This is a genomic window from Candidatus Lokiarchaeota archaeon (assembly GCA_014730275.1).
Lineage (GTDB): Archaea > Asgardarchaeota > Thorarchaeia > Thorarchaeales > Thorarchaeaceae > WJIL01.
The window spans coordinates 1-26,940 of record WJIL01000102.1; the positions used below are offsets into that span (position 1 = coordinate 1).

Below are 26,940 nucleotides of genomic sequence, written 5' to 3' on the forward strand. Positions count from 1 at the left end.
CTCTTGCAATGATGGCACATATCAGCGTGACTCCGCACCATCTATCCGTGTATTTATCAATTTCACCACCGGGTTTCTGCATCTCGGGTGGGGAAACAAAACCCGGTATTTTTGTTCCCTGAACGCTTGGCGGGTACTTCCATTTCCCAGTTCCATATTCTATCAATCCTGCTCCCGCAATGTCAATCAAATGGGGTTGGTCGTTTTCATCCACTAAGATATTACGGGGTACAAGATCAGCGTGTACAATTCGAAGCTGCTCAATGAAGCTCAGACCTTCGAGAACCCTATCAGCCATCATACAGCGTATTTGATAGTCTCTGTGTTCTTCATGATTAAGGCACTGTCCCTCAACCCAGTTGAAAACTAGAACATGAAGGTCATCACTATGCTCGAGGTTGAGATCAGATGGTTCTGCTGTTCCAAAGCCAATGGGAAGAGTTCTCAATAGAACACTCTTGGGAATACTTCTTCTTCTATCAGCCCCTCCCACTAATAGGGCTCTTTGACGCATTTCCAGAAGTCGCTTCAGGGCCGAATCATCATAATGAAATTTCAATGCGAAGTTCTGCCAGCGATATACAATGCCCTGTCCTCCCCCATCAACATACTCCATCTCATCGGGATCTATAAACACCTCACTGCCCACGAACTCATAATGAGATTCAGCATTATTCAGATTTCGTGGTCCAATGACAACTCGAATCAATGCCTTCCCTCTAATATGGTTGGTAAAACTCATATTCATATTCTTTTTCAGGCTTAACTCAATCCATGCATACAACACACGCTGATTTGTCCTTCCATCTGCCTTCTTCTCTTCTCGTTGGTTTGCCTCAATATCAAATAGCAAGGTTATACCGCTTCATGTGAACAAAACCTGAGCAAAACATCCGAAGCGTCTCTAGGGAAGCTGTAGATTCAGCTGCAAGACTGATTTCCGGAACTCATTCCGAAATATACCAAGTTCGATTATGTTTCTACCATCGGATCCGGTAGCTCAAGTCCCTTGTGACCCTCATCCTCGAAAATCAGCTTCGCTGCATCCATGAGAGATTTCTCTATACCTGCGATGTTATTGTTTGTCGCAACGATGAGATTAGCTTTCTCAATGATTCCTTCATCGTTGCAGACGTAGTTGTGCAGGAGAGTTCCTCGTGGGGCTTCAACAACGCCAACACCCTCTCCGGCATTCGCTTCAACATCAGCCAGTTTGACATCTTCGCTAACGATTTCTGGATCCTCAAGCAGTTTCTTGATCCACTCGGCTGCTTGCACCATCTCTATGACGCGTGCATAGTGATAGGCAAAGGTATGATGTGATGGCCGGCCAACAAGCTCTCGCATCTCCTCTAATGCTTCCTGTGCCATTGGTGTGGCCATCTTATCAGCAACGTTGCATCGAGCAAGAGAGTTGGCCCGCCATATACCCTCCGGATAACCAGCTGCCTTGTAGTAGATGTGAGTAGCATAGGAGTGATCCGAAACATGCTCACCATAATACTCGTCGTAATTTCTTGGTTCGAACTCTTCGACGATTTCGCCTTCCGGATCCATAACCCGAATCAAACCGTCATAGATGTCGAGTTCGCCATCATTGGCTAGACCCAGGTAATAGGTCGGAGTAACAGCCACTTTCGTTATCACGTCAAGGTAGTCATTGACAACAGTCTTGGCGAGGTCTACTGTCTTCTGAATGTTTTCGAACATCTCATCAGTTTTTGAAAGCCAGTGGTCTCGCTGTTCCTCGGTAATGGGACTCATCATCCCTCCAGGAATTGCTGTTGTTGGATGAATAGCTTTTGCTCCAACAGTCTTGCAGAGTTCCTGACCGAACTCCATCAGTTTGATAGCTTGCGTCGCAACACCCGGCAAGTGCTTGAGGACAGCAGCAACATTCCGAACAGCCGGATCTGCAAATGGCCCAAACACAAAGTCGGGGGCAGCAAGTGCATAGAAATGAATAGCATGTGAAGAAAGCTGTTTTGCTTCTATGAGGAGCCTTCTAAGTTTGATAGCAGCAGGGGGTGGTGTAACATCCCATGCATCTTCTACAGTCTTTACTGACGCAAGATGATGGGGAATCGGACAGATACCACATATCCGAGGCGCGATGCGAACAGCCTCTTCCATTGGGCGTCCTTCGAGGAACTTCTCGAAGAATCTCGTGCTGCTTACATTGAACTGTACATCTTTGACTTCGTTGTTAGGTCCTAGTTTGATGGTCAATGATCCATGGCCTTCAAGCCTGGTAACAGGATCGATTCGTATTGTTCGTTCGTCAGTCATTGGTCGTTCGCCTCCTCTCGCTTGATTCTCATACTTCCCAAATGGCTCGTTGGATAGGAGAATCGCCAAAATGTTCCAAGCGGATCCTTCACTTGCTCAAGAATTTCTTCAGGTTCGATTGGTGCATAGCTTCCAAGCATAGATATTCCTGCCGCACCCTGGTCATCATGAATCGGTGGCGGAGGTCCAAAACAGCCTCTACAAGGAGCACCTTTGTTCACACATTGTCCTTCACAAAGTCCCCAGGTAGCAGAACCCAAGCAAATGTATCCTTGTTCTAAAAGGCACCTATCCGGGTCGGCTTTCCCCTGGTAAGGTCGCAACACTTCAGGTATTGGAGTATCTTCTTTCTCCCTATCGCAGTAGTGGCAAACGGTATGAGGTGGTAATTCAATATCCTCACCCTTCAAGAGAGCGGTAAGTGCTTTCAAAATTAAGTCAGAAGTGGGCGGACAGCCAGGAAGGTAGATATCGAAATCAACGTAATCCTTGTTTGGTTTTACAACATCTGTTATTGGCGGGAGATTTTCCGTAGGTACTTCTCCGCCCTTCACAGTCTTGTTGTTGCGGAATTTCACATCGTAGCATTCCTCTATGTCCGAGAAGTTAGCCATTCCAGGAATACCACCGAATGTGCTACAAGAACCGAATGAAATCAGGGTCTTGCATTTATCTCTCATCACTTTCAATAGATGAACGTCTTCCTCAGTTCTAGCCATTCCTTCGTAGAGACCAATATCGATTGAGCCGTCAGGATATTCTTCCAGATGTTCATGTTTGAAGTCAGCCACGGCGGCCCAGAATTTGATATCCAGCTGTGGAAGAACATCTGCTAGATTCATGTGAATATCAACCAAGCTCTGAAAACAACCCCAGCAGGAACTCCCTTGACCCATTGCTACAGATACTTTATCTGGCATCTTCAGCTCTCCTTCAGTCCGTATATCAATTCCTCGCCGTTGTCATCAACGATTTCTATGTCGCCCCATCTAAGCATGCCAACGAGATTCCACACGACTTGGGATTTCTCTAGCTCGGTCTTGTCTGCTATCTCCGAAACAAGCGCAGGACCGTTGGTCAAAACTTCTTTGATGGCTCTACGTTGTTTTCTTATTGTCCCTCTCTTTTGCTTGAACATCTTCGAAAATTCGCTCATTGCCATTGCCTCTCAATAGGCCCGAGTTCACGGACCTGCTCGGTCATTGTAGTTACTCCATCTGCAAATTTCTGGGCCTCCGAAGCACTAGCCCATTGCAGCCGTACTCTCTTTGGATTGACACCAGCTTGTTCAAGAGCTTTCTTCATGAGTGCCCATCTGGCTCTTAGTTTTAGATTGCCGCTAGTATAGTGACAATCGCCGGGATGACATCCAGAAACAAGAACTCCGTCAGCGCCCATATCCAAAGCTGCCAAAATGAATTCTACGTCAATTCGTCCAGTACAATTCACTCGAATGATTCTCGCGTTAGGCGGATACTGAATCCGGCTGGTTCCTGCAAGATCGGCACCAGCATAGGAGCACCAATTACAGCAAAAAGCGACAATTCGTGGCTCCCAGCCTTCATCTGATTGAGTTTGCTTTGCTTCAGCGGTTGTCATTGGGTAACACCTCGTTTGCCACCTGCTGGTGGACAGAGATACGCCTCGACCATAGACATGATCTGGTCACTTGTAGAATGCCGCATGACTATCGCATCACTTGGGCAAGATGCGGCACATGTACCGCAGCCATGACATTTAGCCTCGGTAACACTTGCAACAGGCGGATCTTCGGTTTCGTCCATGGTTATCGCTCCATACGGACAGGTTGATACGCACGTATGGCACGAAGAGCAAAGATCGGAAAGGACATGCGCCACAGTAGATTCTATTTCCACCTTTTCCCGGGCCATCAACGCAGTAGCCTTTGCAGCCGCACCACTAGCGTCGACAACAGCTTCAGAAGCGTTCTTAGCAGCCTGTGCTGCTCCTGCAATCATCACTCCTGCAGTATGAGTAGTCAGTGGTGCAAGCTTGATATGCTCAGGATTGAAGAATCCGTCAGGTGCGCGAGTCAAACTGAACATATTTGCTACTTCCTCAATGCCTTCAGGTGGTAGCATTGCTGAAGCCAGAACGAGGATATCAGGTTCAAAATGAAGACTCTCGTCGGATAATACGTCAGTCCACTCAAGTATGACCGTACCGTCTTTTACTTCAACCTCTGGATTCTCATCAGTTGGGAACTTGCTGAATATCACGTGTTTGCTTCGAGCTTGTCTGTGAATTTCTTCGTGATTCTTCCCGTACGTACGCACATCTCTATATAGAATCACGACTTCATCTGCGGTCTCCTTGATTTCGCTGGCGGATTTCGCTACAGCAGTACAACAGTACCGCGAGCAATGTTCATGACCTTCTTTGCCAGGTTCACGACTTCCAACACAACCAATGAAAGCCACATTCTTCACCGGTTCACCGGTGCTTGGACGTTTCAACTCGCCATCCGTTTTCATTCTCTCAAGTTCTGCAAGAGTTATGACATCTGGGCTTTCTCCGTAGCCAAAATAGCCATGAGGTTCAAAGGCGTCAAATCCGGTCGCAACTATTGCTGTACCAATCTCAAGTGTGTCTTCCGAACCGCTACTTCGATTTCGAATCTTGGCTTCAAAATTACCAACATATCCTTCAAAGGCGGTAACCTCGGAATCCGTGAAAACACTGATTTTCGGGTGTTTCTTTGCACGCTTAACTAGGGGCTCTATGACTTCCTTTCCTTTCTCCATAGTCGGAAACAGGGTTGACCATTCAGCAACATGTCCACCCAGTTCTTCATTCCGTTCAACAAGTACAACTTCGAAGCCTCGGTCCGCTATGTCCAGTGCAGCTCTTAATCCGGCTATGCCGCCACCAAGAACCAAAGTCTTGGGCGTGACCTCGACTGTCTTTATTGGCAGACTCTCAAGCTTCGCTGCTCGAGCTACAGACATTCTAACAAGATCTTTTGCTTTCTCAGTGGCTTTTTCGGGTTCATTCATATGGCACCATGAGACATGTTCCCTCAGGTTAACCTGCTCGAATAGATACCTGTTCAGGCCTGCTTCTTCACATACCCGCCTGAAGGTTGTTTCATGCATCCGAGGGGAACAGCTTGCTACAACAACTCTGTTGAGGTTATGCTCATCTATCATATCTTGAATCAATCTTTGGCCAGCATCCGAGCACATGAACATCTCATGCGTGGAGTAAACAACGTTGGGTAGTTCGTCGGCGTTTTCCGCCACTTGCTCAACATCAACCACTCCTGCTATGTTATGTCCGCAGTGGCAAACAAAGACACCAATCCGTGGTTCGTCAGTAGTAGTCATCTTCACTCCTCCTTCTTGTTCAAGGCGATACTAGCCCGCATCGCAGCAGCACTTCCTGATGCAACTGAATCAGGAATATCCTTTGGCCCTTCCGCGCATCCACACACGAATATTCCTGCGATTTTTGTGTCAACAGGTTTCGTAAGCGTATCGGGAACTCCAATATATCCGGTTTCGTCCAAATCCATATTGAGAGTCTCTGCTATTTTGTCAAGATCTGAAGTGGGCTCAACTCCGGGACTCAAGACAACCAAATCATGTTTGTTTTCTAGTACTGTTCCGGTGGTCGTGTCTTCCACTCTGACCACTAAACCATCACTTTCGCTGTCTTCATAGACCTCACCAACTCTGCCTCTCACAAAGTTGACACCGAATCTAGTTTTGGCCATTTCATAGAATTGTTCGAAGCCTTTTCCGAAGGCTCGGATGTCTACAAAATAGACAGTCACGTCCGTATCGGGGTGATGCTCCTTCGCCATCACCGCGTTTTTGATTCCATACATGCAACAGATACGAGAGCAATACGGTACGCCTTTGTTCACGTCACGGGCACCAACACACTGTATGAAACCGATGCTTTCTGGAACAGCGCCGTCACTTAGACGAATCAAGTGTCCTTTCGTAGGACCTGATGCATTGATGAGCCGCTCATACTCAAGTGCATGAATGACATCTTGGAATTTGCCATAACCTAGTCGAGGGTAACGAGTCACATCAAACAGATCGTAGCCTGTCGCAATGACAATGGCGCCAGCGTTGATACGCAATCGCTGGTCCTTCATTTCGTGATCAATGGCATCGCGCTCACATGCTTTGATACATCTACCGCACTCAATGCAGTTTTCCATATCGATGGTATAGCTGTTGGGAGTCGCTTGGGGGAAGGGTCGATATATTGCCTTTCGAAAACCGATTCCCTGTTCAAATTCTGATGGCACTTCAATTGGGCATACAGAAACACATTCTCCACAAGCTGAACACTTGTCTTCATCAACATACCGTGCTTTCCTCAACACGATGACATCAAAATCGCCCTGTTCCCCTTCCACCTTCTCAATCTCGGAATAGGCCAGGAGATTGATGTTTGGATGCCTGTCAACTTCACTAAGTTTTGGTGTCAATATGCAGGCAGAGCAGTCCAGTGTAGGAAAGGTTTTGTCTATACTAGCCATCTTTCCTCCGATGGATGGGCTTTCTTCAACAAGATAAACTTGGAAACCCTGGTCAGCAATGTCCAGTGCAGCCTGCATTCCTGCAACACCGCCACCGACTACCACTACACTGTTTTCGGGTTTCGATGTAATATCGACTATTTCTTCTGTTTTCTGTACCGCCATTATTTGGCCTCCTGAAGAGTTCCAAAGACAGGTTTCGAATCGATACGGTTGAGCCATATGCCGAGATCATCCATAGGTATGCCAAGTGTTGGACCCATAAGCTGTGGTAAGGTCAACACGGGGATGCGTTCTTCTGAGTCCATACCCTCTCCGAATTGACACTGGGTTAGCTGGATATTGCAAAATTGACATGAGGTGACGAGGCCATCAGCGCCTGCGTTCTGAATATTCCGAATTTTGTCAATTCCGATTTTTGTTGCAACGCCCTCATCCATTGCCAGCAACGGTCCGCCACAGCATCGCGTTTTTCCTGTGTAGTTGACCTGTTCTGCCCCAATAATCTCGATAATCCGATCAATAATTGTTGGATTCTCAGGGTCATCAACCTGAACAATTTCGAAGGGCCTCGTGACATGGCAACCATAATGAGCAGCGAGACGCAGATTAGAATACGGGTTCACGACAGCTCGCTCAATTGCTTCGTAGCCAACATCTTCATTCAGAACTTGGAGAAGATGCTTCACTCTAGAGCTGCCTGTGTACTCCAAGTCCTCTTCTGCGAGAAGTTCGTTGAGCTCATCACGTAGTTCTGCATCATTATCAAGCTCATGTTTCACCATCTTGAGAGAACCGGAACATGCTCCACAGATAGCCAGAATGTCACGGCCATATTCCTCGCCCAAAGCGAGGATCCGTCCACTCATTGCGATGAAAGCCTTGTGACTTAGTGATTCAACAAACTGCGTACCACAGCAGTTGGCATCTTTCATATCAACAAGATTGACACCCAGCTTCTCTAGAACAAGTTTAGTTGCCCTCTCATAGGAGGGTAGCCTAACTGGCGTCGTACAACCAACATAGATGACTAATTCCTTCAAGCAAGTTACTCTCCATCAATGTAGCGTTTCTTTACTTTCTTGGAAAATTTGCAGTTCCATCCAAGATCAGGGTCCAATTCCAGATCGAGTCGATCGTCTTCCTGAAAATCAGTGTAGGAATCCGCTAGCATCCATCCGTCCTCCGCGATGAGATCTACCGTATCAGAGAATACATCAGGAATATGACCTTCTTCAGCTGCTAGCTCGCGTACTGCCCGGAAAATTTCGGCTATGCTGACACCTTCCTGGCATCGTTCTTCACACATTCTGCAGGTCATACACAGCCATGGTAACTCACTTGTGAGAACCTCTTCTCGTTTCCCGAGGATTATTTTCTGAATAAGCTTCCTCGGTCGATACTTATCAGTTTCATTTGCTACCATGCAACTTGCAGTACAAATGCCGCATTGAACACATTTCGAGATTCCTTCGCCCCCAGGCCGCTTCGAGAGCTCTTCAACGAAGTCGGAATTTGGGACAAATCGTTCTTTGTCTGTCATTGGAGTTCAATTCCTTGCAAACTCGCGTCCCGTATGCTGTAGTGGACAGGACCTGATATCAGTAATAAGAGGATTTTGGTAAGGTTGTGGATTGTTCTCATTTCGACGCATGCATATCACAGTATCCAGCATGAATAGATTATAGGTTACAGATTGATACTTCTTTCGCTTTGCCTGTTATATTTAGACGGCGCATTCGGCCATTCTGCTAGAAGTTGTACATATTTCCGATGCAAGTTTTAAGGATTGACTTGAAATCGAAGATGTAAATCTATCTCGAGGAATATCATCAAGTGATGGGTCTAGTGAAATTCCAGATTATTGTTTGTTTTCTCCTTCAGATAAGAGAATACTAACCTTCATGGCAGCTGCGCTTCCAGCAGAAACGCTGTCTGGAATATCCTTAGGTCCATCAACGCAACCTGCAACGAAAATTCCGGGCATGCTGGCTTTCACAGGGTCTGATAGGAGAGAAGGCACATTGATGTAGCCATCATCATCGAGCTCTGTACCTAACTCGATTGCCATATCACGAAGCCCCTCAGGAGGCTGGATGCCAGGACTCAGAATCACAAGGTCATGCTCATAGTCGTTGATTGAACCTGTTGTTGTTTCCTCCACTCTCACACGGAGGTTTTGACTTTCAGCATCCTCCATTACACAACCAACACGTCCCCTTACGAAATTTACCCCGAATCTTCGTTTTGCCATTTCATAGAATTCCTCGAAACCTTTGCCAAAGGCTCTGATATCAGCGAAGTAGATTGTAACTTCCGTATCGGGGTGATGCTCCTTCGCCATCACCGCGTTCTTGATTCCATACATACAGCATATACGAGAACAGTATGGTACGCCTTTATTCACATCGCGGGCACCAACGCACTGAATGAATCCGATGCTCTTTGGAATCCTGCCATCACTCAGTCGAATCAGATGACCCTTGGTAGGTCCAGCGGCACTAATCAGACGTTCATACTGCATTGCATTGATGACGTTGGGATACTCTCCAAATCCTAGACGCGGATACTCTGAGACATCAAAGAGACGTGCTCCCGTGGCAATCACAATCGATCCGACTGAGATATCCATAATCTCTTCTCGCATCATATGGTCGATAGCATCTCTGTCACAAGCATCTACACACAGCTTGCACTCACAACAATTAGCACAGCCAAGACATCGCTCAGCTTCAGCTAATGCTATCTCTTTGTTGAAGCCGAGCTCAACTTCCGAGAAACTATTCCTTCGAGAAGCCACACTCTGCTTCGGCATTGCGGCTCGTGACTCAATTCGACGCTCACTCTTATCTACTTCGTAGGATTGTACTCGGTGCCTATCTTCGGTTCGACCTTTTCGCAAATCATGGCCACTGAGATACCGATCTATTGACTCAGCAGCATCTCTTCCATGTGCGACTGCTTTGACCACAGTGTAAGGCCCGGAAACGAGATCGCCGCCTCCAAATACACCTTCAACACTTGTTTCAAGCGTTATGGGATCCGCTTTCAACAGCCCCCTGTCAGTGCAGTCGCACTCATTCTGAATGCCCACAGGATCTGGACTCTGGCCAATGGCAACTATCATGTTGTCCATTGCAATGGTGAATTCAGAGTGGGGAATTGGGATTGGTCTCCTCCTTCCCGAGTGATCAGGTTCGCCAAGTCTCATTCTCACGCATTTAACGCCCGCAAGTGCATTCTTCGAAGTAAGAATCTCAACCGGCTGAGTCAAGAACATGAACCTGACACCTTCCTCCCGAGCATCTTCCACCTCACTTGGAATGGCAGGTAGTTCAATCCCGGAACGACGATAGATGACAACAACATCAGATGCACCCATACGCAGCGCCACTCTAGCAGAATCAACAGCTGCGTCACCACCGCCAACTACAGCGACCTTTTCCCCTACTTCTATCTCCTCCCCTCTTGCAATCTTATCCAAGAATTCAGTCGAGTGAAAAATCCCGCTCATTTTCTCTCCATCAATTGCTAGCCGGTTGCTTACCGACGCACCAGTAGCCACAAAGATGGCATCGAACCCGGCGTCGTTGAGTTCTTCAAATGATTCTACCCGATGATTGGTTTCTATGTTAACACCCAGTTGCTTGATTCTATCTATTTCATAATCCAACACATTGCGAGGCAACCTGTATTTTGGTATAGCATACCTAAGAAGACCACCAGGCTCGGAATTCTGTTCAAACACAGTGACAGGGTAGCCCTGTCGTATCAGGTGATAAGCACAGGATAGGCCTGCAGGGCCAGATCCAACAACAGCGACCGATGAATCCTTATCAAGTTCAATAGGCTCTACATCGGGAGATTCACCAGCCATCTCATAATCAGCAAGAAATCTGTGAAGATTACGTACACTGATGCTTTCATCAAGCATTCCTCGTTCGCATTCAGCTTCACAGAAACCGATGCATACTCTCCCAAGGACTCCCGGAAAAGGAATAGAGTCCCTTACGATTTTCAAAGCCTCATCAAATCGTCTTTCTTTCATGAGAGAAATGAAGCCCTGAGCATTCACCCCAGCCGGGCAACTGGCCCGGCATGCCGGTAATCCCTTCTTATTGATTGTATATGTGTTGGGCGTGGCTTGTGGGAAGGGTTGATAGATGGCTTTTCGAAAGCCGATTCCCTGATCAAACTCGCTTGGCAGCTCCACTGGACAGGCTTCAACACATTCACCACATCCAGAGCACTCATCAGGATTCACGTACATTGGTTTCTTAACAACTTGAACATCGAAGTCTCCAGCGACACCACTCACACTTCGTATCTCACTATATGTCAGAAGACGGATATTCGGATGCCGGTCAACTTCGCTAAGTTTTGGAGTCAGAATACATGCAGAACAATCGAGCGTAGGAAAAGTTTTGTCGATCATAGCCATACGACCGCCGATAGATGGACTCTTCTCCACAAGCACGACGTTAAAGCCCTGATCTGCGATGTCCAATGCTGCCTGCATTCCTGCAACACCCCCACCAACTACCATTGCAGTCGTTTGATTTGGGCGTTTATGCAAAGAATCGATCGGTTTTGCTACATCAGCGCACATATCACTTCATTCCTTCTCAAGGTCATGCCTGCCTGCTGCTGTAGCATGGTCTCCGATGATCTACACGGGCACATTCAATTGAATCGCATTATTAGATTATCAAATTAGCAGTCATGTTCCATTGACAACATAAAACAGCTTCCCGTGTAATAAATCTTACATTTCTCTCCCATATTTGACTTATCCAGTTCATATTCCGTTCTAGGACTTTTTCTTCGCATATCCTCAAATAACGGAGGGGGTTTCAAGCTATTCTTCTGACTTCAGATTAGCAGTCAGTTTTCACACATCATTCAGAATCATCCAGCTCCTGTGTTCAGGAATTGAGAGGGTACACGCCATATTCTTTTGCAGCACGAATCATTGCACGAACATTCTCGGGAGGGCTTGTTGGTGGCACATCGCAACCTGGAGCAAGAATCATAGGACCGTTACGCCCACCAGCATACATAGCTTGCTTACTGGCTTGTACAACACTCTCTGGTGTACCTTCCAGGAGCTGATTGGCTGGGTCGATATTGCCTACGATGGTAGCATCAGGAACTGCTTCTCTTGCTTTTTCCAAATCGAGAGGTGCATCAACACTAAGGCCGTCTGCACCACTTAATTCCATTCGATCTATGATTCTGAGGACATCACCACATACATGGTAGACCGCATTCGTCTCTGAATCATGTAACCAGTCCACCACGTCCTTATCGTATTGCCAAAAGAAGTCTTTGTACATTTTTGGTGAAATCATATCAGGTGAAGCGACTGGATCTGAGAAGTCTACTATATCAACCAAATCAAGAAATGGTTCTATTGCGCTTTTCCACACCTCTGTGCTCCAATTGAATATTTCATGAACAGATTCAGGCTCTTCGATTAGTTGCATCATGAGAGTCTGTGTTTCCATCAATCGGGACACATTCGAAACAGGCCCAATAGTCGCGAGCCAGATGCATTTCTGTGATCCTAATTCGTCAACAAGCTTCTCTACACAATCAAGTGCAGCTTGTGCTCTCGGTTCCTCCGACGAATCAAATTCGCCCAGCTCATCAATATCGGAAGCATCTGTGATTGCTGGTTTCTTTACAATGGGAAAGCCGCCTTCGGGAATTCTCAGCTCTGTTCCATAGTACTCGGGAATAATCAAAGGACTAAACATAGGACAGACTGCATCAGCATCAAAATCATTGTCAAAACGTAACCATGCTTCAGCCATAGCATCGGAATCGTAATCTACTTCGTCAAGATTCATGCCATAGTGATTGTAGGTCCAAGCAGTGGATATCACACTTACGGGAATTCGTTCTGGTTGTTTTCCATCAAGAGCAGTCTGAATAAGATTCCGTGAAGACATACCATCTACTCCTTCTCTGCCAACCGGACAGCCACATCAACTGCTTCCATGGCATCTTTTCCATACCCATGAGCACCTATTTTCTCTGCATAATCATGGGATACGGGACCACCGCCAACCATCAGTTTTGCGCTAACGCCGTTTGCATTCAGAGATTCTGAAATCTCTTCCATTTTCAGCATTGACGTGGTCATGAGAGCTGAGACAGCAACAATATCCGCTTCGTTCTCTTTTGCCGCTTCAATGAACTCGTTCGCAGGAATATCCGTTCCCAAATCGATTACCTTGAAACCAGTAGCATCAAGCATTGTTTTCACGAGATTCTTACCTATGGAATGTATATCGCCCTCACAGACACCAATCACAACGGTGCCACTAGCTTTGGTATCGATTTCAGTTAGATGGGGTTCGAGCACCTCCATACCCGCTTCAAATGCTTTTGCTGACATAAGTATCTCAGGCACGAAATATTCCCCCTTTTGATATAGTTCACCAACTTCCCTCATCGCCTTGGAACAACCTTTGGTAACAATATCAAAAGCCTCAATACCCTGATCAATAGCTTTCTTTGTTAAATCGGGAACAATCTCCCGATTGCCTTCTCGTATCGCTGTAATCAAATCACTCAGGACGCTGTTGTCTGACATAAAGGGGGGCACCTCTAAGGGACATTCGTTCTCTTGATAGGAACAAGATTGTGTAGATGATATATGATATAAGAACGTATTGAGAGCGGAAAAAACATAGTGGCGAGATTATGAGTGAGAGGAAACCTATTGATATTGTAAGAGAAGCTATTCAAAACAGACCACCTGGAAGAGTGCCAGTTATTCCATTGGTAGGACTTGTTTCTTCACGATTATCAAATCGCTCGTTGAAGGACCTAGTTCATGATGCGGATAAGCAGATCAAGTCTCAACTCGGCATGCTCAAAGAATACAGTTATGACGGTGTTATCACCTGCATGGATCTAACAGTTGAAGCTGAAATGTTGGGGGCAGGTGTTGAATTCAAAGATTCTGAATTTCCGTATGTGAATAAACATCCGTTTGAGAGTGTAGAGGGAATCTTTGATGCATCTTTTGATGATATTCACGGTTCAAGACTGGGTGTAGTCATTGATTCTATTGAGGGCTTGGTAAATGCAGTTGGAGAAACTCATCTAGTCAGCAGCTATGTCATCGGTCCGTTTACTCTTGCAGGACATCTCCTCGGAATGAACAAGCTAATGGAACTGACAATAGAAGACCCTGGGACAGCAAAAGATGTAATCAACCATTGTCAGAAAATCCTTAGACCATACATAGAGGCACAGATTGAGGCGGGTTCTCATAACGTTATTGTATTGGAACCAACCGCTAGTACCAGTATCATATCGCCTAGATTCTTTGAGATGTACGCACTAGCAAATCTCCGAAAAATCAACAATCTGATTCATGAAAAAGAATCTCTGGCAACGCTGCATATTTGTGGTCACACAACTCCAATTCTAGAACTGATGGTTGGAACTGAAGCAGACGCGCTCAGTTTGGATTCCGCGGTCAGCTTGAATGTAGCTACGGAACGGATTGACCGCAAAGCTACGATTATCGGCAATGTTGATACTAGCACGATGCTCACAGGTACACCTGATGAGGTAGCCGAAGAATCAAAACAGTGTATCCAGGACACCAACGCCACGGAAGGCGGGTTCATACTCAGTACGGGATGTGATATTCCCATCGAGATACCGCTTGAGAACCTCCGAGCACATGTACATGCCGCACTGCAGGAATGAAGTTGGATACGTGTGTTTGGACCACGTCTTCACTGCTAAAACCGATTCTTCAGTCTCTCAATCGCATGTACTATTGTCTCGTGTTCGGGAGCAAAGGATACTCTAAGATAATTGTCACCCTCCAGGCCGAAATAATGTCCAGCCATCATTAAAACACCAGTCTTCGAAAGAATATACGCCATAGCAGTTTCAGATGGAGAACTCCCATTTGTCAGGGCACTTAGTTCATCGTCCTTTAACAGCTTCTTGATTTCTTCGTCTTGGTCGATGTGATGGGTCATCTCATCCATTTTTTGATCTACTAATTCCCGAATTGAGATCAGCATGAACAAGCTGCCATTCGTTTTGACGGGTTCAAGATAGGGTATGTCTTTTTCAAAAGCATCAATGAGTAAATCCGCCCGTTTCTGGTACTCTGTGAGCATATACTCAAGTGAAACCTCTGGACTACTTAATGCAGCAACTGCAGCATGTTGAGAGAGGGTTGGAGCACAAATGGCTGTCTGTTCATGAATTCGCTTGTAGCAATTCATAAACCTCTCAGGTCCAATAATCCACCCTATTCTAAAGCCTGCCATCGCGTGACTTTTAGAAAGACCACAGAGTGTGATTGTACGGTCCTTGAAATCCGACAGAGATGCGATGCTGACATGTTTCGCTCCGCGATAAACCAATCGTTCGTAGACTTCATCGGCTATGATATACAAATCGTTATCTTCAGCGATTTCTCCAATAGCTTGCAGGTTCTTTGCACTCCATACAGCACCGCTTGGGTTGCTCGGAGTGTGTACAACGATTGCTCGGGTGGAGCCCGTAACAGCATTCTTGATGTCTTCTGGGTCGGGTTGGAAATTTGCTTCACTGGAGGAAGGTACTTGAACAGGGGTTCCTCCTAGGATTTGTACCATTCTGCTGTACCCAAAGTAGGCAGGAGTAGGTATTACTATTTCTTCATTCTCCTCCAGAAGGCATTGGAATGTATTGTAAATAGCGGGAGATGTTCCTGAAGTAACGACAATTTCCTTTTCAACATCAAAACTGAAATGATTGTATTCTTCGCATTTGGCCAAAATTGCTTCTCTGAGGTCAAGAAGCCCTTCGTCAGGAGAGTAGTGTGTTTTTCCCTCACGTATCGCTGCCAATGCAGCATCCTTTACAAATTCAGGAGTTTCGAAACTTGGTGATCCAATTGAGAGTTTCAAAATATCAGGCATTTTTGAAAGACGCAGTACTAGGTCGATTCCACTCCGAGGAAGACCTTCAATTCTTTGATTCAACTCTGGCATATGATTGGGGCCTCGATGGGCGAGAAGAAGAAGAACTCCCTCAAAACTCATTCCACTGAGGAAAAAAGCTAGGAATCTCTGAAATGGTGATGAAAGAAAAAATATTGAGAGAACCATCGGAATACAAAAACCGATGGTGATTCTCTCTACTGTTTACTATTCTACAGATTCAGTCTCTCTACAACGAACTCGGGAAAGTCGAGCATTCTCATCTCTCCCTGGCTACGCTTGGTCGCTTCCCGCAGATTAAATGTGCAAAACGGACATGCCGTAGTGAGGATTGATGCACCGGTCTCTTCAGCCTCGATGATTCTTGTGTCTGCTGCTTGCCGCGCTTTGTCACGATTGGTTGACCGGACCCCACCGCCAGCACCACAGCATGAAGCTGTTTGTTTACTCTTATGCATCTCAACGAGGTCCACATCAGGAATGCTCGCCAATGCTTCTCGTGGGTCATCATAGATTCCCATGTGTCGTCCTACGTGGCAGGGGTCGTGATAGGTTATGCCAACCTCTTCCCCTTCCGGGAACTCTATCCGTCCCTCCTCGATCAGCTCCTTTAGGAGAGTTGGGAAGTGAACTACCTCGAATGGAAGCTCTTCTCCGAGTATCTTGGGATAGTCAAGGGCGAGAGTCCGGAAACAGCCTGCACAAGCAGTGACAACACGATCTGCTCCAGCTTTTTTCAGAGCTTCCACGTTGTGTCTGGCCATCTCCTCTGCCTGCTCTTGATAACCAGTTCTCAATGCCACGCTGCCACAACACCATTCATCTTCCCCTAAGAGCTTGAAATCCACGCCTGCATGCTTCAGCACCTTGATGGTGGCTTCAGCTATCTCAGGAAGTCGATACGTCGCCATGCAACCTGCAAAATATACAATCATCTCTATCATGCCTCCGCCAGTTCTTTCAGTCTGTTACGCTTCTTCGGATTCTCGCCGAAGGGATTGTGTGTCTCCCTGATGTTCTCAGCAATCTGCTTCGAGACTTCATGGCCATAACCTTTCTCGACTAGCTCCGCCCTTGCAGCCTCAACAACAGATGGGATATCCAGTCCTGAAAGACAGGTAGCCTGGCAGTTCTTGCAGGTAGTGCACTCGTACATTCTACCCGCTACTTCATCCCAATCCAACCAGCCCTGCAGTAACGCATAGAGAATGGTCATTTTCCCTTTAGCGCTGTTGGATTCCAGCTTTGTCTCTTTGTAGATGGGGCAGTTAGATTGACAGAGCCCGCAGCTTACACATTCCATGATAACATGTTCATATTCTTCGATTGCCATTTTTCTCACTCCCAAATCTCCTTGTCCTCAACGTATGCAGGAAAGGTGAATTCGATTCCTTCGTCACGCTCTTCTCGGTCAAGGCCCATTTTGCCAGGGTTTAGTATGCCCTGAGGATCGAATATCTCCTTGATTTTTCGGTCAAAGTTCAGTGCCTTGTCACCAATAGCCTCTCTAACGTAAGGATTCCTAACATAACCCAGACCGTGTTCGGCTGTCAGTACTCCACCTATGCTTTGGACATAATCGATTATCTCACGTTCTGACTGTTTCATAGCCTTCCAGTGGTCACGATTCTGGGGATCAATGAGCACAGCCGGGTGGATGATACCTATGCCCGTATGACAGAAGACTGCAGCAATGAGCCCGTGAGAGCGGATAATCTTGCCAATCTCTCTCATAGCTTCAGCTTGCTTTGACAGTGGAACACAGGGGTCTGCTGCAGCGAAACCAATCTCGCGGTATCCAGGATTGGTCTCCATCACGGCAACATCGATTTCCATCCGTGGAGCCCATAGCCTTCTGACACCGGCATCATCACGGGCAACGGTGACTTGCTTGCCACCATGCTCTTCTAGGATTGAGGTTATCACATCGATTTTGCGCTGCAGGTCTTCCTCGCTGTAACCTTGAAGGTCTCCAACAAAGTTGGCTTCACATTCAGGGAATCCGAAATCCATCACATCGTTTATTGTTTCTACCGTGTAGCCATCTGTTGCTTCCAAGGTACCAGCTTCGATTCCTGACATGGTGATGGCAAGAGAGGCGTCTATCAAATCATCAAGGTCATCAAAGAAAGCACCCACACTGGCTTCAACAGGTGGTCTAGGAATAACTCGAAGAGTGGCCTTCGTAATGATTCCCAAGGTTCCCTCTGAACCGGCTATCAAGGACATGAGATTGAACCCCATATTGCTCCGGGGGGGTCTTCCGCCTAGCTCCATAACAGAGCCGTCAGCAAGAACGACCTCCATTGCCTGAATCCACGACCCTACTCTTCCGTATTTGTAGGCATGATGACCGTTGGAATCCGAGGCAAGGATTCCACCAATACTAGCAGCGTCGTGGCTGCCAACATCATGTGGGAAAGTCAGGCCATGCTTCTTCAGTTCATGGTCGAAGGTCTCATACCTAACACCCGGTTCAACAACCGCAACCATATCTTCGTTGCTGATTTCGAGGATTCGATCCATACGAGATAAGTCAAGGATGATTCCTCCGTCTACCGGGAGCGAGGAGCCTTGGAACGAAGCACCGCCTCCACGAGGTGTTATGGGAATGTTCTCGTCCGCGGCCAGTTTGACAATATCTATCACTTCTTCCCGAGTAGTTGGGAAAACAATTGCATCTGAGACCGCGAAATACGGCGTTAGGTCTCTCGCATACGCTACACGATCCACCTTGTCCGTAACGAGGTTTTCGCTCGGTACTATTTCGCTTAGTTTCTTTCTGTAGTCAGTCATTGGCTGTAGAATCTCCAGAGAACAGTGTTTTGTGTTGAAGAAATTTCACTGTTTGATACTAGTTTTCTATCAGAATCAACACCAAGTCGAGTTTTGCAAAAGATAATGAAAAGCGTCTCGGATGTGGCAGAATGTTCCTACGCAATTTCCATAGTGGGCCTTATCTCCTGTAATGCTGGGAGCCAAATCGAAATGCCACGTTTTGAGATATAATTTCCTTCATCCGGTTTGCACAATCTCATTAAGTCTAAGACCTATAAATCAGTAACACTCGGAAAACGAATTCTTATAGGAGCAATCACAGAGATGACTAAGAGATTTGGCATTGCAGGACTCCAGCTGAAAAGAGATAGTGATAGCTCACAGTCGAGTCTAGAAAAATTCAGATCTATGGCTAGAGACACCCTCAAGGAATTCCCATGGATTGATTTAGTTTTCACTGGCGAATACTATCTTCAAGAGCATGAAGCTGGTGAAAGCTGGAGACCTTACGCGAATACCTTTCCTAACGAGTTGACAAATCAAATCTCGGATATCGCCAAAGAACTCGATACATGGATCATTCCTGGCACGCTCATAGAAGAAACCGATATTGGCATCTTCAACACCATTCTTGTTTTTGACCCAGACGGAAAAATCGTTTGCTCTTATAGAAAGGCGTTTCCCTGGCGTCCTTCCGAAGACTATGATTATGGCGATAAACTAGTTGTTTTTGAAGTTGAGGATTTTGGAAGGATTGGACTATCTATCTGTTATGACATCTGGTTTCCGGAAGTCGTTCGCAACCTGGCTTGGATGGGGGCAGAAGTTGTTCTACATCCTACAGCGAATCCGATGCCAGATCGAGATACGGAAATAATGCTAGCACGTGCCCAGGCGGTGTTCAATCAGTGTTACATTTTGAGTCTCAATATAGTAGAGGAGATTGGTGGAGGCTATTCAGCTTTCGTAGACCCTGAAGGTAGAATCTTGAGAAAATCTGGGCCAGAAGAAACGGTGCTAACTACCGTAGTTGATTTTGATCATGTTTCTTGGTTAAGAGAACATGGTACATTTGGAAACACTCCAGTATGGAAAAGCTTACGCGATTCAAGAGTTAGGGAGAATCTTCCGGCATACAGGAACTTCGAAGACGGAACAGTTCTTGAGAATCTAGGAAATCTTGACAAAAAAGAGAATCTCAATGATTGATTCTAGCCTTTCGGAAAAAATAGCTGTGAGGGGGGCAACACCCAATCGAGCACTGCACCCCGTCGTCTCACAGGTTATACTGAATCGAGGCTTACTTAGCGGCCTGCAAGTTTGTAGATTACGAACAGTAGGATTACAAGCCCAAAGACGCCTCCGTATCCCAGCAATAGATTCTGGTCAAAGAAACCAAAGTAGATGCCAAGATAGGGAATGTCCAACAGAAAGCTGTTGAATGTCTGGAGGAGCACATCTATCTGCAGAAGTTGGATAACATACACGAATGCATTCCAACCAACCAAAATCCACTGATACATGAACAATGCAATTGGTTCTGATTGATAGAATAGCAAGTAGAGCATACCAAAGAAGATTAGAAACACAGCGGCAAATCCGGCGTAATCAACACCCTTGAAACCGATGTCTTCAATATATGTGCGTTCTTTCTTCGCTCCGAATGCTCGAGCGTTGATAGCAACCTCCAAGTCCATAGCCTTTCGAAACATCAAGAGTAGAAGAGGCGTTACAATTGGCACATAGGCCCTACGCAATTTTTGATAGAAATTGGCCTTCTCGATGTCAAAAGCGCGTATTTTCTGTGCATCAATGATAGCCTGCCAGCTTTCCTGCACGAGAGGTACGAATCTCATCGCAGTAACAAGCATGAAAATCATTTTCTGAGGTACACGAATCTTCGCTAGTGCCGCGTTTAGTCGGCTCATAGATGTGGTCATGGTGAATATAGGCAGCACCGTAACAACAGCTATGATTCTTGTACTAACAAGAAAGCCAAACATGACACCTCCGATTGTGAGTTGTCCGTAATTCGTACCAGTACCCGGTACAGGATAGTCGAAAAGTTGGAGGATAACAGTTTGATCTCCCAACCTATACGTAAGACCCTGCACAATCATCAGGAATAGAACCATCCATTTCATCAAGCTAAGGAGGAATCCCAAGCTTCGTAGTTCTACTCTTCCTGCCATCCACCAAGCGGCACCCACAAGAATCCAGAGAAAGACTATGCTCAAGTCTGTAATCTCATCTATGAGCAAAGCAAATATCAGTGCTGTACCGACATAGGCGAGCTTCACAAGTGGATTCATTTTGTCAAGGTATGTATCTTTCGGGACATATTGAAACGCCATTCTTAGGCACCTCCTCTCTCAATAACATCAACCATTTCATCCACCGTGAGAAGCAGATCCTTGATGCCGTAGTCCTTCAGTTTCTCTGCTAGTTGTGATATTTGAGGTGGAGTGATGTCTGCTTGTTCCATAATATCATGCATTCCGAATACTTCTCTGGTAGGGGCATCGGCTACTTTCTTACCATCTGCTAGTACTATTGTTCTTGGAGCGTATGTAGCCATCAGCTCCATATCATGGGAAATCATCAGTATGGTCTTGTCTTCCTTCTGCATATCTTTCGCAATCTGACAGATTCGGTGTCGCCCACGATAATCTTGAGCTGTAGTTGGCTCGTCGAGGATTAGGATTTCAGGACCCATGGCGATGCCTGCTGCGGCCGCCAGTTGCCTCCTGTTTCCAAAACTAAGCCTGAATGGAAAAATCTCCCTTTTGTCCTCGAGATTGGCACGTTTCAGCGCATCATCAACACGCTTTTCGATTTCTTCCTCGGGCAATTTGAGATTCTCAAGACCGAAACGAATCTCCTTCTCAGCACTAATACTAAAGAGCTGGAAGTCAGGATTCTGGAGTATTAACTGAATTGTTTTTGCCAATTCTCCAGTAGTCATCTTGCTAACATCATTTCCAAGAGCGTTAACTTCACCCTCGGTAGCATCAAGTAGACCGAGGAAGTGTTTGACTAATGTTGTTTTGCCAGAACCATTCTGGCCGATGATAGAGACAATTTCTCCCTTCTTTATGTCTATGTCCACACCTCTAAGTGCTGTAACAGGTTCTCTACCTTCATAGACATGTACAAGGTCAGAAGTTTCCAGAACAGTCTCTTCAGATGGTTGTTCGTACTTGGGAGGTTCTTTCCAATCTATCTTGATGAAGCCCTGGTCCAGCAAATCAGTAAGAAAATCATAGGCTTCATCCAGGGTTATAGGAATGCCGCCTCGTCGCTGATACTGTTCTTCGAAACCGGGGATCTTGTCAGCAAGACGTTTGCAGAGAATCGTCACCTGAGGTGGATTCACTCCAATTGAGTCTAGCTTCTCAACATGTGAGAACACTTCTCTTGGAGATCCTGTTTCAACAAGTTCACCTTCGTTGAGCACAATCACCCGATCCGCGAATTCGGCCACTTTCTCTGTCTTATGACTGGTAATAACGATGGAAAGATCCTCTTCCTTTGTCAAACCATTCAATGTATCCAAGACTTCAGCTGTTCCCACTGGGTCCAACTGGCTTGTAGGTTCATCCAGAACAAGAAGATCTGGGAGCATAGTCAAACCAGCTCCAAAAGCCACTCTTTGTTTCTGGCCACCGCTCAAATCAGCTGGCCTTCGTTCGTGCAATCCCTCCAATCCACAAACTTTCGACGCGAAATCAATTCTATCCAGGATTTCATCTTTCGGAACAGCAAGATTTGCTGGTCCAAATGCTAATTCTGATTTCACGTCGTTGGTCACAAACTGGCTCTCGGGGTCTTGAAGAACCATGCTGACATGTTGGGATAGCTCGATTATCGGAGTTTCCCATGGATCCAAATCAGCTACTGTGATTTTGCCTTTCTCAGTACCTGCATAGACCATCGGAATAACTCCATTCAGATGGAAACAGAGTGTGGTCTTTCCAGCCCCATTTGCACCCATTACTGCTATGACCTCTCCTCGGTTAATAGTAAAAGAGACGTCCTTCAGAGCAGTTGGGCCTCGCTCATAGGTGAAAGTTACTCTGTCGACTTTAACTAATTCATTAGTTGCCATAAACGATATCCTTCCGCAATATTTCATTGACGTCGAAAACCGGGTCCAAACTGGTCAAATAAAAGTCAGAAGACACCGGCTGTCTAAGCCGGTGTCCGTGTATACTAATATATAGGTTACCAAATCGCTCTTGGTATTCTTGGCAGGCCACTGCGCTCTAATGCTTCAACCACAGGTACAGCAATAATCGATGTGATAATTGCCATAGCTGGTACCCAAGGCATATACGCGATGTGAGTAGCGATGCCCAAGGCCACAGAGTACTCAAGAATTAGCCAGTAGATTGTACCCCATGGAATGTACCATGCCATCAGACCCATCAGCACGGCCAAGAAGACAGCGAGATATCTCTTGGGTCTATCTTCTCCACGTGCCCACTCTGGTATGAATTTGGTGCCAAGTGGTGTTATCAATAGGATAAGCCAAGGCAGCCAATAGTACAGAGCAAGGATGGAAACTAGTGGATCCCAGGCATATTCACCAGTTCCTGTGCCAACTCCCGGAAAGATGAATGGGAATACAGTGGCAAAAATACCTGTAACAATCCAGAAGATTATTGCCATTCCCATGAACTTCTTGTCATCGGCATTGAGTGCAAATGCAGTATAGAATGCGGGCAGTACACCCGTTAGCAAGATGTCAAGAGGTCCGAGAGGAAATGTTGCAGGACTAATGAACATACCAACAGTCCCGCCGATTACAGCTGCAAGAATACCGCCAATGGGACCAAGGACTAATGGTCCGATTGCCGAGAACACCACTGACAGTGGCACGAAACCGCCACCGCCAACATATGGGAAGATCGGTACAAGAGCTAGTGCGCCTTGAATAGCACCATAAACGGCTATGAAGGCAATGCTAGCTCCACCGTATCCCATTGGAGCTCTTTCTCTTTCTCTTACGCGTTCTTCTTCTGCCAGTTTTATCTCCTCCGCTTAGGAGAATTATTATCTCCTAATCGTTTTAGTATGTCTGTTTACCCATCCGCATTATATAAGGTTCGGGGTTTCTTGAATAAAGGATTATATAGATTTGATAATGAGCATTTTCAAAACTTATTACAATTACAAAGCGATAAAAAACGCTCCAAAACTCAGAACGGACAAAATAATCGTGTGTTACTGCTCCATTCAACTGATTGTCAAAACTGTACAGAGACCGAGGGTTTCACCGTTTTTGGATCATAGTTCCGTATCCTGTGACGCTTGAGAATCCAATGGAATCACGAAGACAGTTCATCAAGCTCCTTCAACAGTTTGATAGCAGTCGGATTATCCACAAACCGTTCAACAATCTCTCTGGCTCGACGAAGGTACTCGAGTGAGATGCTTTTCCCCATTTCTTCGCATTTAGCAACGGTCGCAAGATTTCGGGCATGTCTGATTGAAGTAGCTTCTTCATCAAATGATGAATCAAATTCTTCGGACCAGAACCTACTGAGATAATCGATATTCTCTCGTATCAAGTTCGCATCGTTCATAGGAGGATCATGACTTGGTACCAGCAAATCCCAATCCATTTCAAGATATGATTCTAGGCTTTTGAGATATCCATCGATGTCAGGAGTATTTACGTACGGGATAGGGCTTTCCACATTGTCTCCAACGAAAAGCACTGAATCCTCCGAATCATACAGGCTGGCACAATCAGACGTGTGGCCTGGTGTATGCCAGAAGATGAGATTCTCATGATGCAATTCGATTCTCAGCCTTAAGGTGATGTTTGGCAAAACTAACGTGACGTCTCCAATCATGCTCTCGCCATATTCTTGTATTTCCGACTCACCATGCTCCAACAAGAGATCTCGGCATTTCTCATGAGCGATAACCGTGCTACTGTCCAGAGTACAAGTGCCCCAAACATGATCATAATGGTAATGTGAATAGAAGACAAAGAATCGTCTGAGATCATAGCCATTTTCGCTGAACCAACTCAGGATTTGGGTTATAGCGTCTGGACCTAGAAAGGTATCGCAAAGGTACGCTGCCTTTTGGCCTAGTATCACGTATACATTTGTCAAGAATGGCTCATGAAAAGAAAAGACAAAACTTCTCTGGCCTACTTCAAGTACATCCATGATTCCTCGTTTCTTTAGGACTGTATAAAACCATCGAAGAGAGAAGGACAGCACAGTTTGTACTACTATTCAGCAAGACCCGTTCTTGGGAACCAAGGAATTCTCACCAATGAAGGATTTGATGTGAGTTTCAAAATGTCTATGTGGTGGTTCGACAGTAGTACATGTAACGGAGTAGATGCTTTTGGTAGAGTTCCCAGACATAAAGGACACAATGAAACGAATCCGTGGAATCGCAAATCATACCCCAATCATGACATCCTCAAACATTGACAGCATGGCCAACTGTAATGTTTTCTTTAAGTGTGAGAACTTTCAGAAAGGTGGGGCATTCAAATTCAGAGGGGCATACAACGCAATCAGCCAGCTATCTGATGAGGAAAAGGAAAAGGGAGTGATTGCTCACTCGTCCGGCAATCATGCTCAAGCTGTAGCCCTCGCTTCCCGAATGCTGGGCATCGACGCTACAATCGTGATGCCGCGTAATTCCACCAAGGTCAAACAGGAAGCCACTAAGGGCTATGGAGCATATGTAGTGATGTGTGAGCCGACGCTGGAAGGGAGAGAAAACACAACGAAAGACATCATATCAGAAGAGGGGCAAACTTTGATACATCCCTACAATAATCCCAATGTCATTGCTGGCGCTGGAACTGCGGCCTTGGAGCTGCTTCAAGAGATCAAAAACCTCGATTGCATTCTGGCTCCCGTTGGCGGAGGGGGGTTGATTAGTGGGACTTCATTAGCGGCCAAGGGGGTAGACTCTAGCGTTGAAGTTGTTGGTGTAGAACCTTCGAATGCAGATGATGCCTACAGGTCGTTCACGACTGGTAGATTTCACCCCAGCGTGAACCCCCACACCATCGCAGATGGACTCCTTACATCACTTGGAGAACTTAGTTTCGACATAATATCCAATAATGTTGATGACATCCAGCTGGTAGATGATGCAGAAATAGTCAATGCTATGCGACTGCTCTGGGAACGAATGAAACTCGTTGTAGAACCATCATCTGCAGTACCATTGGCGGGAATCATGAGACACAAGGGTCGATTCAGAAACAAGCGAGTAGGAATCATTATCAGTGGGGGGAATGTGGATTTGTCTTCTTTCTTCAATGGTCTCAAAGAAAGGGCTCATAAGAATGATGCCAAATCTACGACGAGTCTTGATGGAGGCAGAATCAAGGAGCGGTAATCTTAGCTCGGTATGTCTATTGCCATGATTGGAGATAATTCGGTATCACCATAAATCAAAAAATCATACGTAAAGGAAAAAACGAATTATGAAAAGAATTCCAAAAAAAAAGAGAGGGGAGGAGAACCGAGATTAGTTCTCCTCGTCTTCAGTATCCGATTCTTCACTCTCTGATAAATGGTCTCTTACGACACTCATGATTCCTCCAGGGAGGAAGAGCATCACCAGCACTAGTGTCAACCCGTGTAGGCTCATTCGTACCCATGCAACGGGGCCTGTTACGAATCGAAGCAATTCAGCAGAGAAATCCAACACATAGGCACCAATAACTGCGCCTACCAGTGTTTTCTCACCACCAACCGCGGCCAAGCTGATGATATTGATTGCAAAGACAATCGAGAAGAATCCAGGGTCTATGTGTGCTTGATAGTGGGCATAGATTCCACCTGCGAAACCACAAACTAGACCACAGATAGTGAAACTGAGAACCTTGTAACGAGTTATGTCAAGACCAAGGGTCTTTGCTCTGATTTCATCCTCTGCGATTGCTCTGAATCCCAACCCAAGATTGGAATCCATTATCGCTCGCAAAATCAAGTAGGCACAAAGCAGAATGAATAGCGACCAGTAGTAGTTGGGCATAACACCCTCGAAGATTCTTGGAATTCCACCTATTCCTTCTTCTCCTTGTGTTATGCCGGAGAAGTAGATGACTACGAGTCTGGCAACTTCTGCAACACTGAATGTTAGTATGGCCAAATAAGGCCCTTTGATCCTTAGAGCGGGGAATCCTATCAATAGAGCAGCTCCAGCTGAAGCCACAGTACCTACGATGAGACTACCTGCAATTGGCCATCCAAAAGCGGTAGTCAGTATTGCGCTGACATATCCGCAAGTTCCAGCAAAGAAACCTGAGGCAAGATTATCCTGGCCAGTGTATCCCCCGTTGAGATCCCACGCCATTGCTATCACAGCCAAAATGTTAGCCACAATAGCCAGATGAAC

At 46.0% G+C, this 26,940-nt stretch carries 24 protein-coding genes; 3 read left to right on the forward strand and 21 right to left on the reverse strand.

Features of this window, described 5'->3' with window-relative positions:
• From GF309_11385 to GF309_11440, 12 genes are all read right to left on the reverse strand, one after another.
• Positions 1-853, reverse strand: an 853-nt coding sequence (locus GF309_11385) for a protein kinase (protein ID MBD3159383.1), incomplete at its 3' end; no start/stop codon positions are given.
• A gap of 119 nt (positions 854-972) precedes the next feature.
• A complete protein-coding gene (locus GF309_11390) occupies positions 973-2,289 on the reverse strand; it encodes a Ni/Fe hydrogenase subunit alpha (GenBank protein ID MBD3159384.1) in 1,317 nt (438 codons plus the stop codon).
• Positions 2,286-3,209 (reverse strand): F420-nonreducing hydrogenase, encoded by a 924-nt coding sequence (locus GF309_11395; protein MBD3159385.1) that lies wholly within the window; start codon positions 3,207-3,209, stop codon positions 2,286-2,288. The genes GF309_11390 and GF309_11395 overlap by 4 nt, the downstream gene beginning before the upstream one ends.
• 2 nt (positions 3,210-3,211) lie before the next feature.
• Positions 3,212-3,445 (reverse strand): hypothetical protein, encoded by a 234-nt coding sequence (locus GF309_11400; GenBank protein MBD3159386.1) that lies wholly within the window; start codon positions 3,443-3,445, stop codon positions 3,212-3,214.
• Positions 3,442-3,888 carry a hydrogenase iron-sulfur subunit gene (locus GF309_11405; protein ID MBD3159387.1) on the reverse strand — a complete coding sequence of 149 codons (447 nt, stop codon included), beginning with the start codon at positions 3,886-3,888 and terminating at the stop codon, positions 3,442-3,444. Before GF309_11405 ends, GF309_11400 begins: the two co-directional genes overlap by 4 nt.
• Positions 3,885-5,636, reverse strand: a complete 1,752-nt coding sequence (locus GF309_11410; protein MBD3159388.1) for a 4Fe-4S dicluster domain-containing protein — start codon at positions 5,634-5,636, stop codon at positions 3,885-3,887. The genes GF309_11405 and GF309_11410 overlap by 4 nt, the downstream gene beginning before the upstream one ends.
• Before the next feature lie 2 nt (positions 5,637-5,638).
• Positions 5,639-7,030 (reverse strand): FAD-dependent oxidoreductase, encoded by a 1,392-nt coding sequence (locus tag GF309_11415; GenBank protein ID MBD3159389.1) that lies wholly within the window; start codon positions 7,028-7,030, stop codon positions 5,639-5,641.
• Entirely contained in the window at positions 6,973-7,851 is an 879-nt protein-coding gene (locus GF309_11420) for a hypothetical protein (GenBank protein MBD3159390.1), read from the reverse strand. The genes GF309_11415 and GF309_11420 overlap by 58 nt, the downstream gene beginning before the upstream one ends.
• A gap of 5 nt (positions 7,852-7,856) precedes the next feature.
• Positions 7,857-8,351, reverse strand: a complete 495-nt coding sequence (locus GF309_11425; GenBank protein ID MBD3159391.1) for a hypothetical protein — start codon at positions 8,349-8,351, stop codon at positions 7,857-7,859.
• Positions 8,352-8,669: 318 nt separating this feature from the next.
• The gene (locus GF309_11430) at positions 8,670-11,417 is read right to left on the reverse strand and encodes an FAD-dependent oxidoreductase (protein ID MBD3159392.1); all 2,748 of its coding nucleotides are present in this window, start codon (positions 11,415-11,417) and stop codon (positions 8,670-8,672) included.
• Between the two features lie 316 nt (positions 11,418-11,733).
• A complete protein-coding gene (locus GF309_11435; protein MBD3159393.1) occupies positions 11,734-12,762 on the reverse strand; it encodes a hypothetical protein in 1,029 nt (342 codons plus the stop codon).
• A gap of 5 nt (positions 12,763-12,767) precedes the next feature.
• Entirely contained in the window at positions 12,768-13,409 is a 642-nt protein-coding gene (locus GF309_11440; GenBank protein ID MBD3159394.1) for a cobalamin-binding protein, read from the reverse strand.
• Positions 13,410-13,519: 110 nt separating this feature from the next.
• Here GF309_11440 and GF309_11445 point away from each other — a divergent pair, with 110 nt between their 5' ends.
• Complete coding sequence (locus tag GF309_11445) at positions 13,520-14,539, forward strand: hypothetical protein (GenBank protein MBD3159395.1); 1,020 nt, start codon at positions 13,520-13,522, stop codon at positions 14,537-14,539.
• 35 nt (positions 14,540-14,574) lie between these two features.
• Here the strand turns inward: GF309_11445 and GF309_11450 are convergent, their stop codons facing one another.
• The 4 genes from GF309_11450 to GF309_11465 are packed head-to-tail and all read right to left on the reverse strand — an operon-like array spanning position 14,575 to position 18,570.
• Positions 14,575-15,942 carry an aminotransferase class I/II-fold pyridoxal phosphate-dependent enzyme gene (locus GF309_11450; GenBank protein MBD3159396.1) on the reverse strand — a complete coding sequence of 456 codons (1,368 nt, stop codon included), beginning with the start codon at positions 15,940-15,942 and terminating at the stop codon, positions 14,575-14,577.
• A 44-nt stretch (positions 15,943-15,986) separates the two neighbouring features.
• Positions 15,987-16,718 carry a hypothetical protein gene (locus tag GF309_11455; protein ID MBD3159397.1) on the reverse strand — a complete coding sequence of 244 codons (732 nt, stop codon included), beginning with the start codon at positions 16,716-16,718 and terminating at the stop codon, positions 15,987-15,989.
• Entirely contained in the window at positions 16,715-17,107 is a 393-nt protein-coding gene (locus tag GF309_11460) for a 4Fe-4S dicluster domain-containing protein (protein ID MBD3159398.1), read from the reverse strand. The genes GF309_11455 and GF309_11460 overlap by 4 nt, the downstream gene beginning before the upstream one ends.
• 5 nt (positions 17,108-17,112) lie before the next feature.
• The gene (locus GF309_11465; GenBank protein ID MBD3159399.1) at positions 17,113-18,570 is read right to left on the reverse strand and encodes an FAD-binding protein; all 1,458 of its coding nucleotides are present in this window, start codon (positions 18,568-18,570) and stop codon (positions 17,113-17,115) included.
• A gap of 306 nt (positions 18,571-18,876) precedes the next feature.
• Between GF309_11465 and GF309_11470 the strand changes: the two genes are divergently transcribed.
• Entirely contained in the window at positions 18,877-19,761 is an 885-nt protein-coding gene (locus tag GF309_11470; GenBank protein ID MBD3159400.1) for a carbon-nitrogen hydrolase family protein, read from the forward strand.
• Between the two features lie 95 nt (positions 19,762-19,856).
• On the opposite strand, the gene GF309_11475 is transcribed toward GF309_11470, so the two are convergent.
• The 4 genes from GF309_11475 to GF309_11490 form a co-directional block, all read right to left on the reverse strand.
• Positions 19,857-20,906, reverse strand: coding sequence for a hypothetical protein (locus GF309_11475; protein ID MBD3159401.1), 1,050 nt, complete (start codon positions 20,904-20,906; stop codon positions 19,857-19,859).
• A 2-nt stretch (positions 20,907-20,908) separates the two neighbouring features.
• Positions 20,909-22,687, reverse strand: a complete 1,779-nt coding sequence (locus tag GF309_11480; protein MBD3159402.1) for an ATP-binding cassette domain-containing protein — start codon at positions 22,685-22,687, stop codon at positions 20,909-20,911.
• An 89-nt stretch (positions 22,688-22,776) separates the two neighbouring features.
• Positions 22,777-23,538 carry a hypothetical protein gene (locus GF309_11485; protein MBD3159403.1) on the reverse strand — a complete coding sequence of 254 codons (762 nt, stop codon included), beginning with the start codon at positions 23,536-23,538 and terminating at the stop codon, positions 22,777-22,779.
• Between the two features lie 344 nt (positions 23,539-23,882).
• Positions 23,883-24,737: an MBL fold metallo-hydrolase gene (locus GF309_11490; GenBank protein MBD3159404.1), complete on the reverse strand. Its 855-nt coding sequence runs from the start codon at positions 24,735-24,737 to the stop codon at positions 23,883-23,885.
• Between the two features lie 178 nt (positions 24,738-24,915).
• On the opposite strand from GF309_11490, the gene GF309_11495 reads away from it, so the two are divergent.
• Complete coding sequence (locus tag GF309_11495; protein MBD3159405.1) at positions 24,916-25,935, forward strand: pyridoxal-phosphate dependent enzyme; 1,020 nt, start codon at positions 24,916-24,918, stop codon at positions 25,933-25,935.
• Positions 25,936-26,067: 132 nt separating this feature from the next.
• On the opposite strand, the gene GF309_11500 is transcribed toward GF309_11495, so the two are convergent.
• Positions 26,068-26,940: hypothetical protein (locus GF309_11500; protein MBD3159406.1), on the reverse strand; the 873-nt coding region annotated here is incomplete at its 5' end.

Bases quoted from the DNA above. Each gene is read 5' to 3' on its own strand.
- GF309_11390 (MBD3159384.1), bottom strand. From the start codon at position 2,289: ATGACTGACGAACGAACAATACGAATCGATCCTGTTACCAGGCTTGAA.
- GF309_11395 (MBD3159385.1), bottom strand. From the start codon at position 3,209: ATGCCAGATAAAGTATCTGTAGCAATGGGTCAAGGGAGTTCCTGCTGG.
- GF309_11400 (MBD3159386.1), bottom strand. From the start codon at position 3,445: ATGAGCGAATTTTCGAAGATGTTCAAGCAAAAGAGAGGGACAATAAGA.
- GF309_11405 (MBD3159387.1), bottom strand. From the start codon at position 3,888: ATGACAACCGCTGAAGCAAAGCAAACTCAATCAGATGAAGGCTGGGAG.
- GF309_11410 (MBD3159388.1), bottom strand. From the start codon at position 5,636: ATGACTACTACTGACGAACCACGGATTGGTGTCTTTGTTTGCCACTGC.
- GF309_11415 (MBD3159389.1), bottom strand. From the start codon at position 7,030: ATGGCTCAACCGTATCGATTCGAAACCTGTCTTTGGAACTCTTCAGGA.
- GF309_11425 (MBD3159391.1), bottom strand. From the start codon at position 8,351: ATGACAGACAAAGAACGATTTGTCCCAAATTCCGACTTCGTTGAAGAG.
- GF309_11430 (MBD3159392.1), bottom strand. From the start codon at position 11,417: ATGTGCGCTGATGTAGCAAAACCGATCGATTCTTTGCATAAACGCCCA.
- GF309_11435 (MBD3159393.1), bottom strand. From the start codon at position 12,762: ATGTCTTCACGGAATCTTATTCAGACTGCTCTTGATGGAAAACAACCA.
- GF309_11440 (MBD3159394.1), bottom strand. From the start codon at position 13,409: ATGTCAGACAACAGCGTCCTGAGTGATTTGATTACAGCGATACGAGAA.
- GF309_11445 (MBD3159395.1), top strand. From the start codon at position 13,520: ATGAGTGAGAGGAAACCTATTGATATTGTAAGAGAAGCTATTCAAAAC.
- GF309_11450 (MBD3159396.1), bottom strand. From the start codon at position 15,942: ATGGTTCTCTCAATATTTTTTCTTTCATCACCATTTCAGAGATTCCTA.
- GF309_11455 (MBD3159397.1), bottom strand. From the start codon at position 16,718: ATGATAGAGATGATTGTATATTTTGCAGGTTGCATGGCGACGTATCGA.
- GF309_11460 (MBD3159398.1), bottom strand. From the start codon at position 17,107: ATGGCAATCGAAGAATATGAACATGTTATCATGGAATGTGTAAGCTGC.
- GF309_11465 (MBD3159399.1), bottom strand. From the start codon at position 18,570: ATGACTGACTACAGAAAGAAACTAAGCGAAATAGTACCGAGCGAAAAC.
- GF309_11470 (MBD3159400.1), top strand. From the start codon at position 18,877: ATGACTAAGAGATTTGGCATTGCAGGACTCCAGCTGAAAAGAGATAGT.
- GF309_11475 (MBD3159401.1), bottom strand. From the start codon at position 20,906: ATGGCGTTTCAATATGTCCCGAAAGATACATACCTTGACAAAATGAAT.
- GF309_11480 (MBD3159402.1), bottom strand. From the start codon at position 22,687: ATGAAATATTGCGGAAGGATATCGTTTATGGCAACTAATGAATTAGTT.
- GF309_11485 (MBD3159403.1), bottom strand. From the start codon at position 23,538: ATGGGATACGGTGGAGCTAGCATTGCCTTCATAGCCGTTTATGGTGCT.
- GF309_11490 (MBD3159404.1), bottom strand. From the start codon at position 24,737: ATGGATGTACTTGAAGTAGGCCAGAGAAGTTTTGTCTTTTCTTTTCAT.
- GF309_11495 (MBD3159405.1), top strand. From the start codon at position 24,916: ATGCTTTTGGTAGAGTTCCCAGACATAAAGGACACAATGAAACGAATC.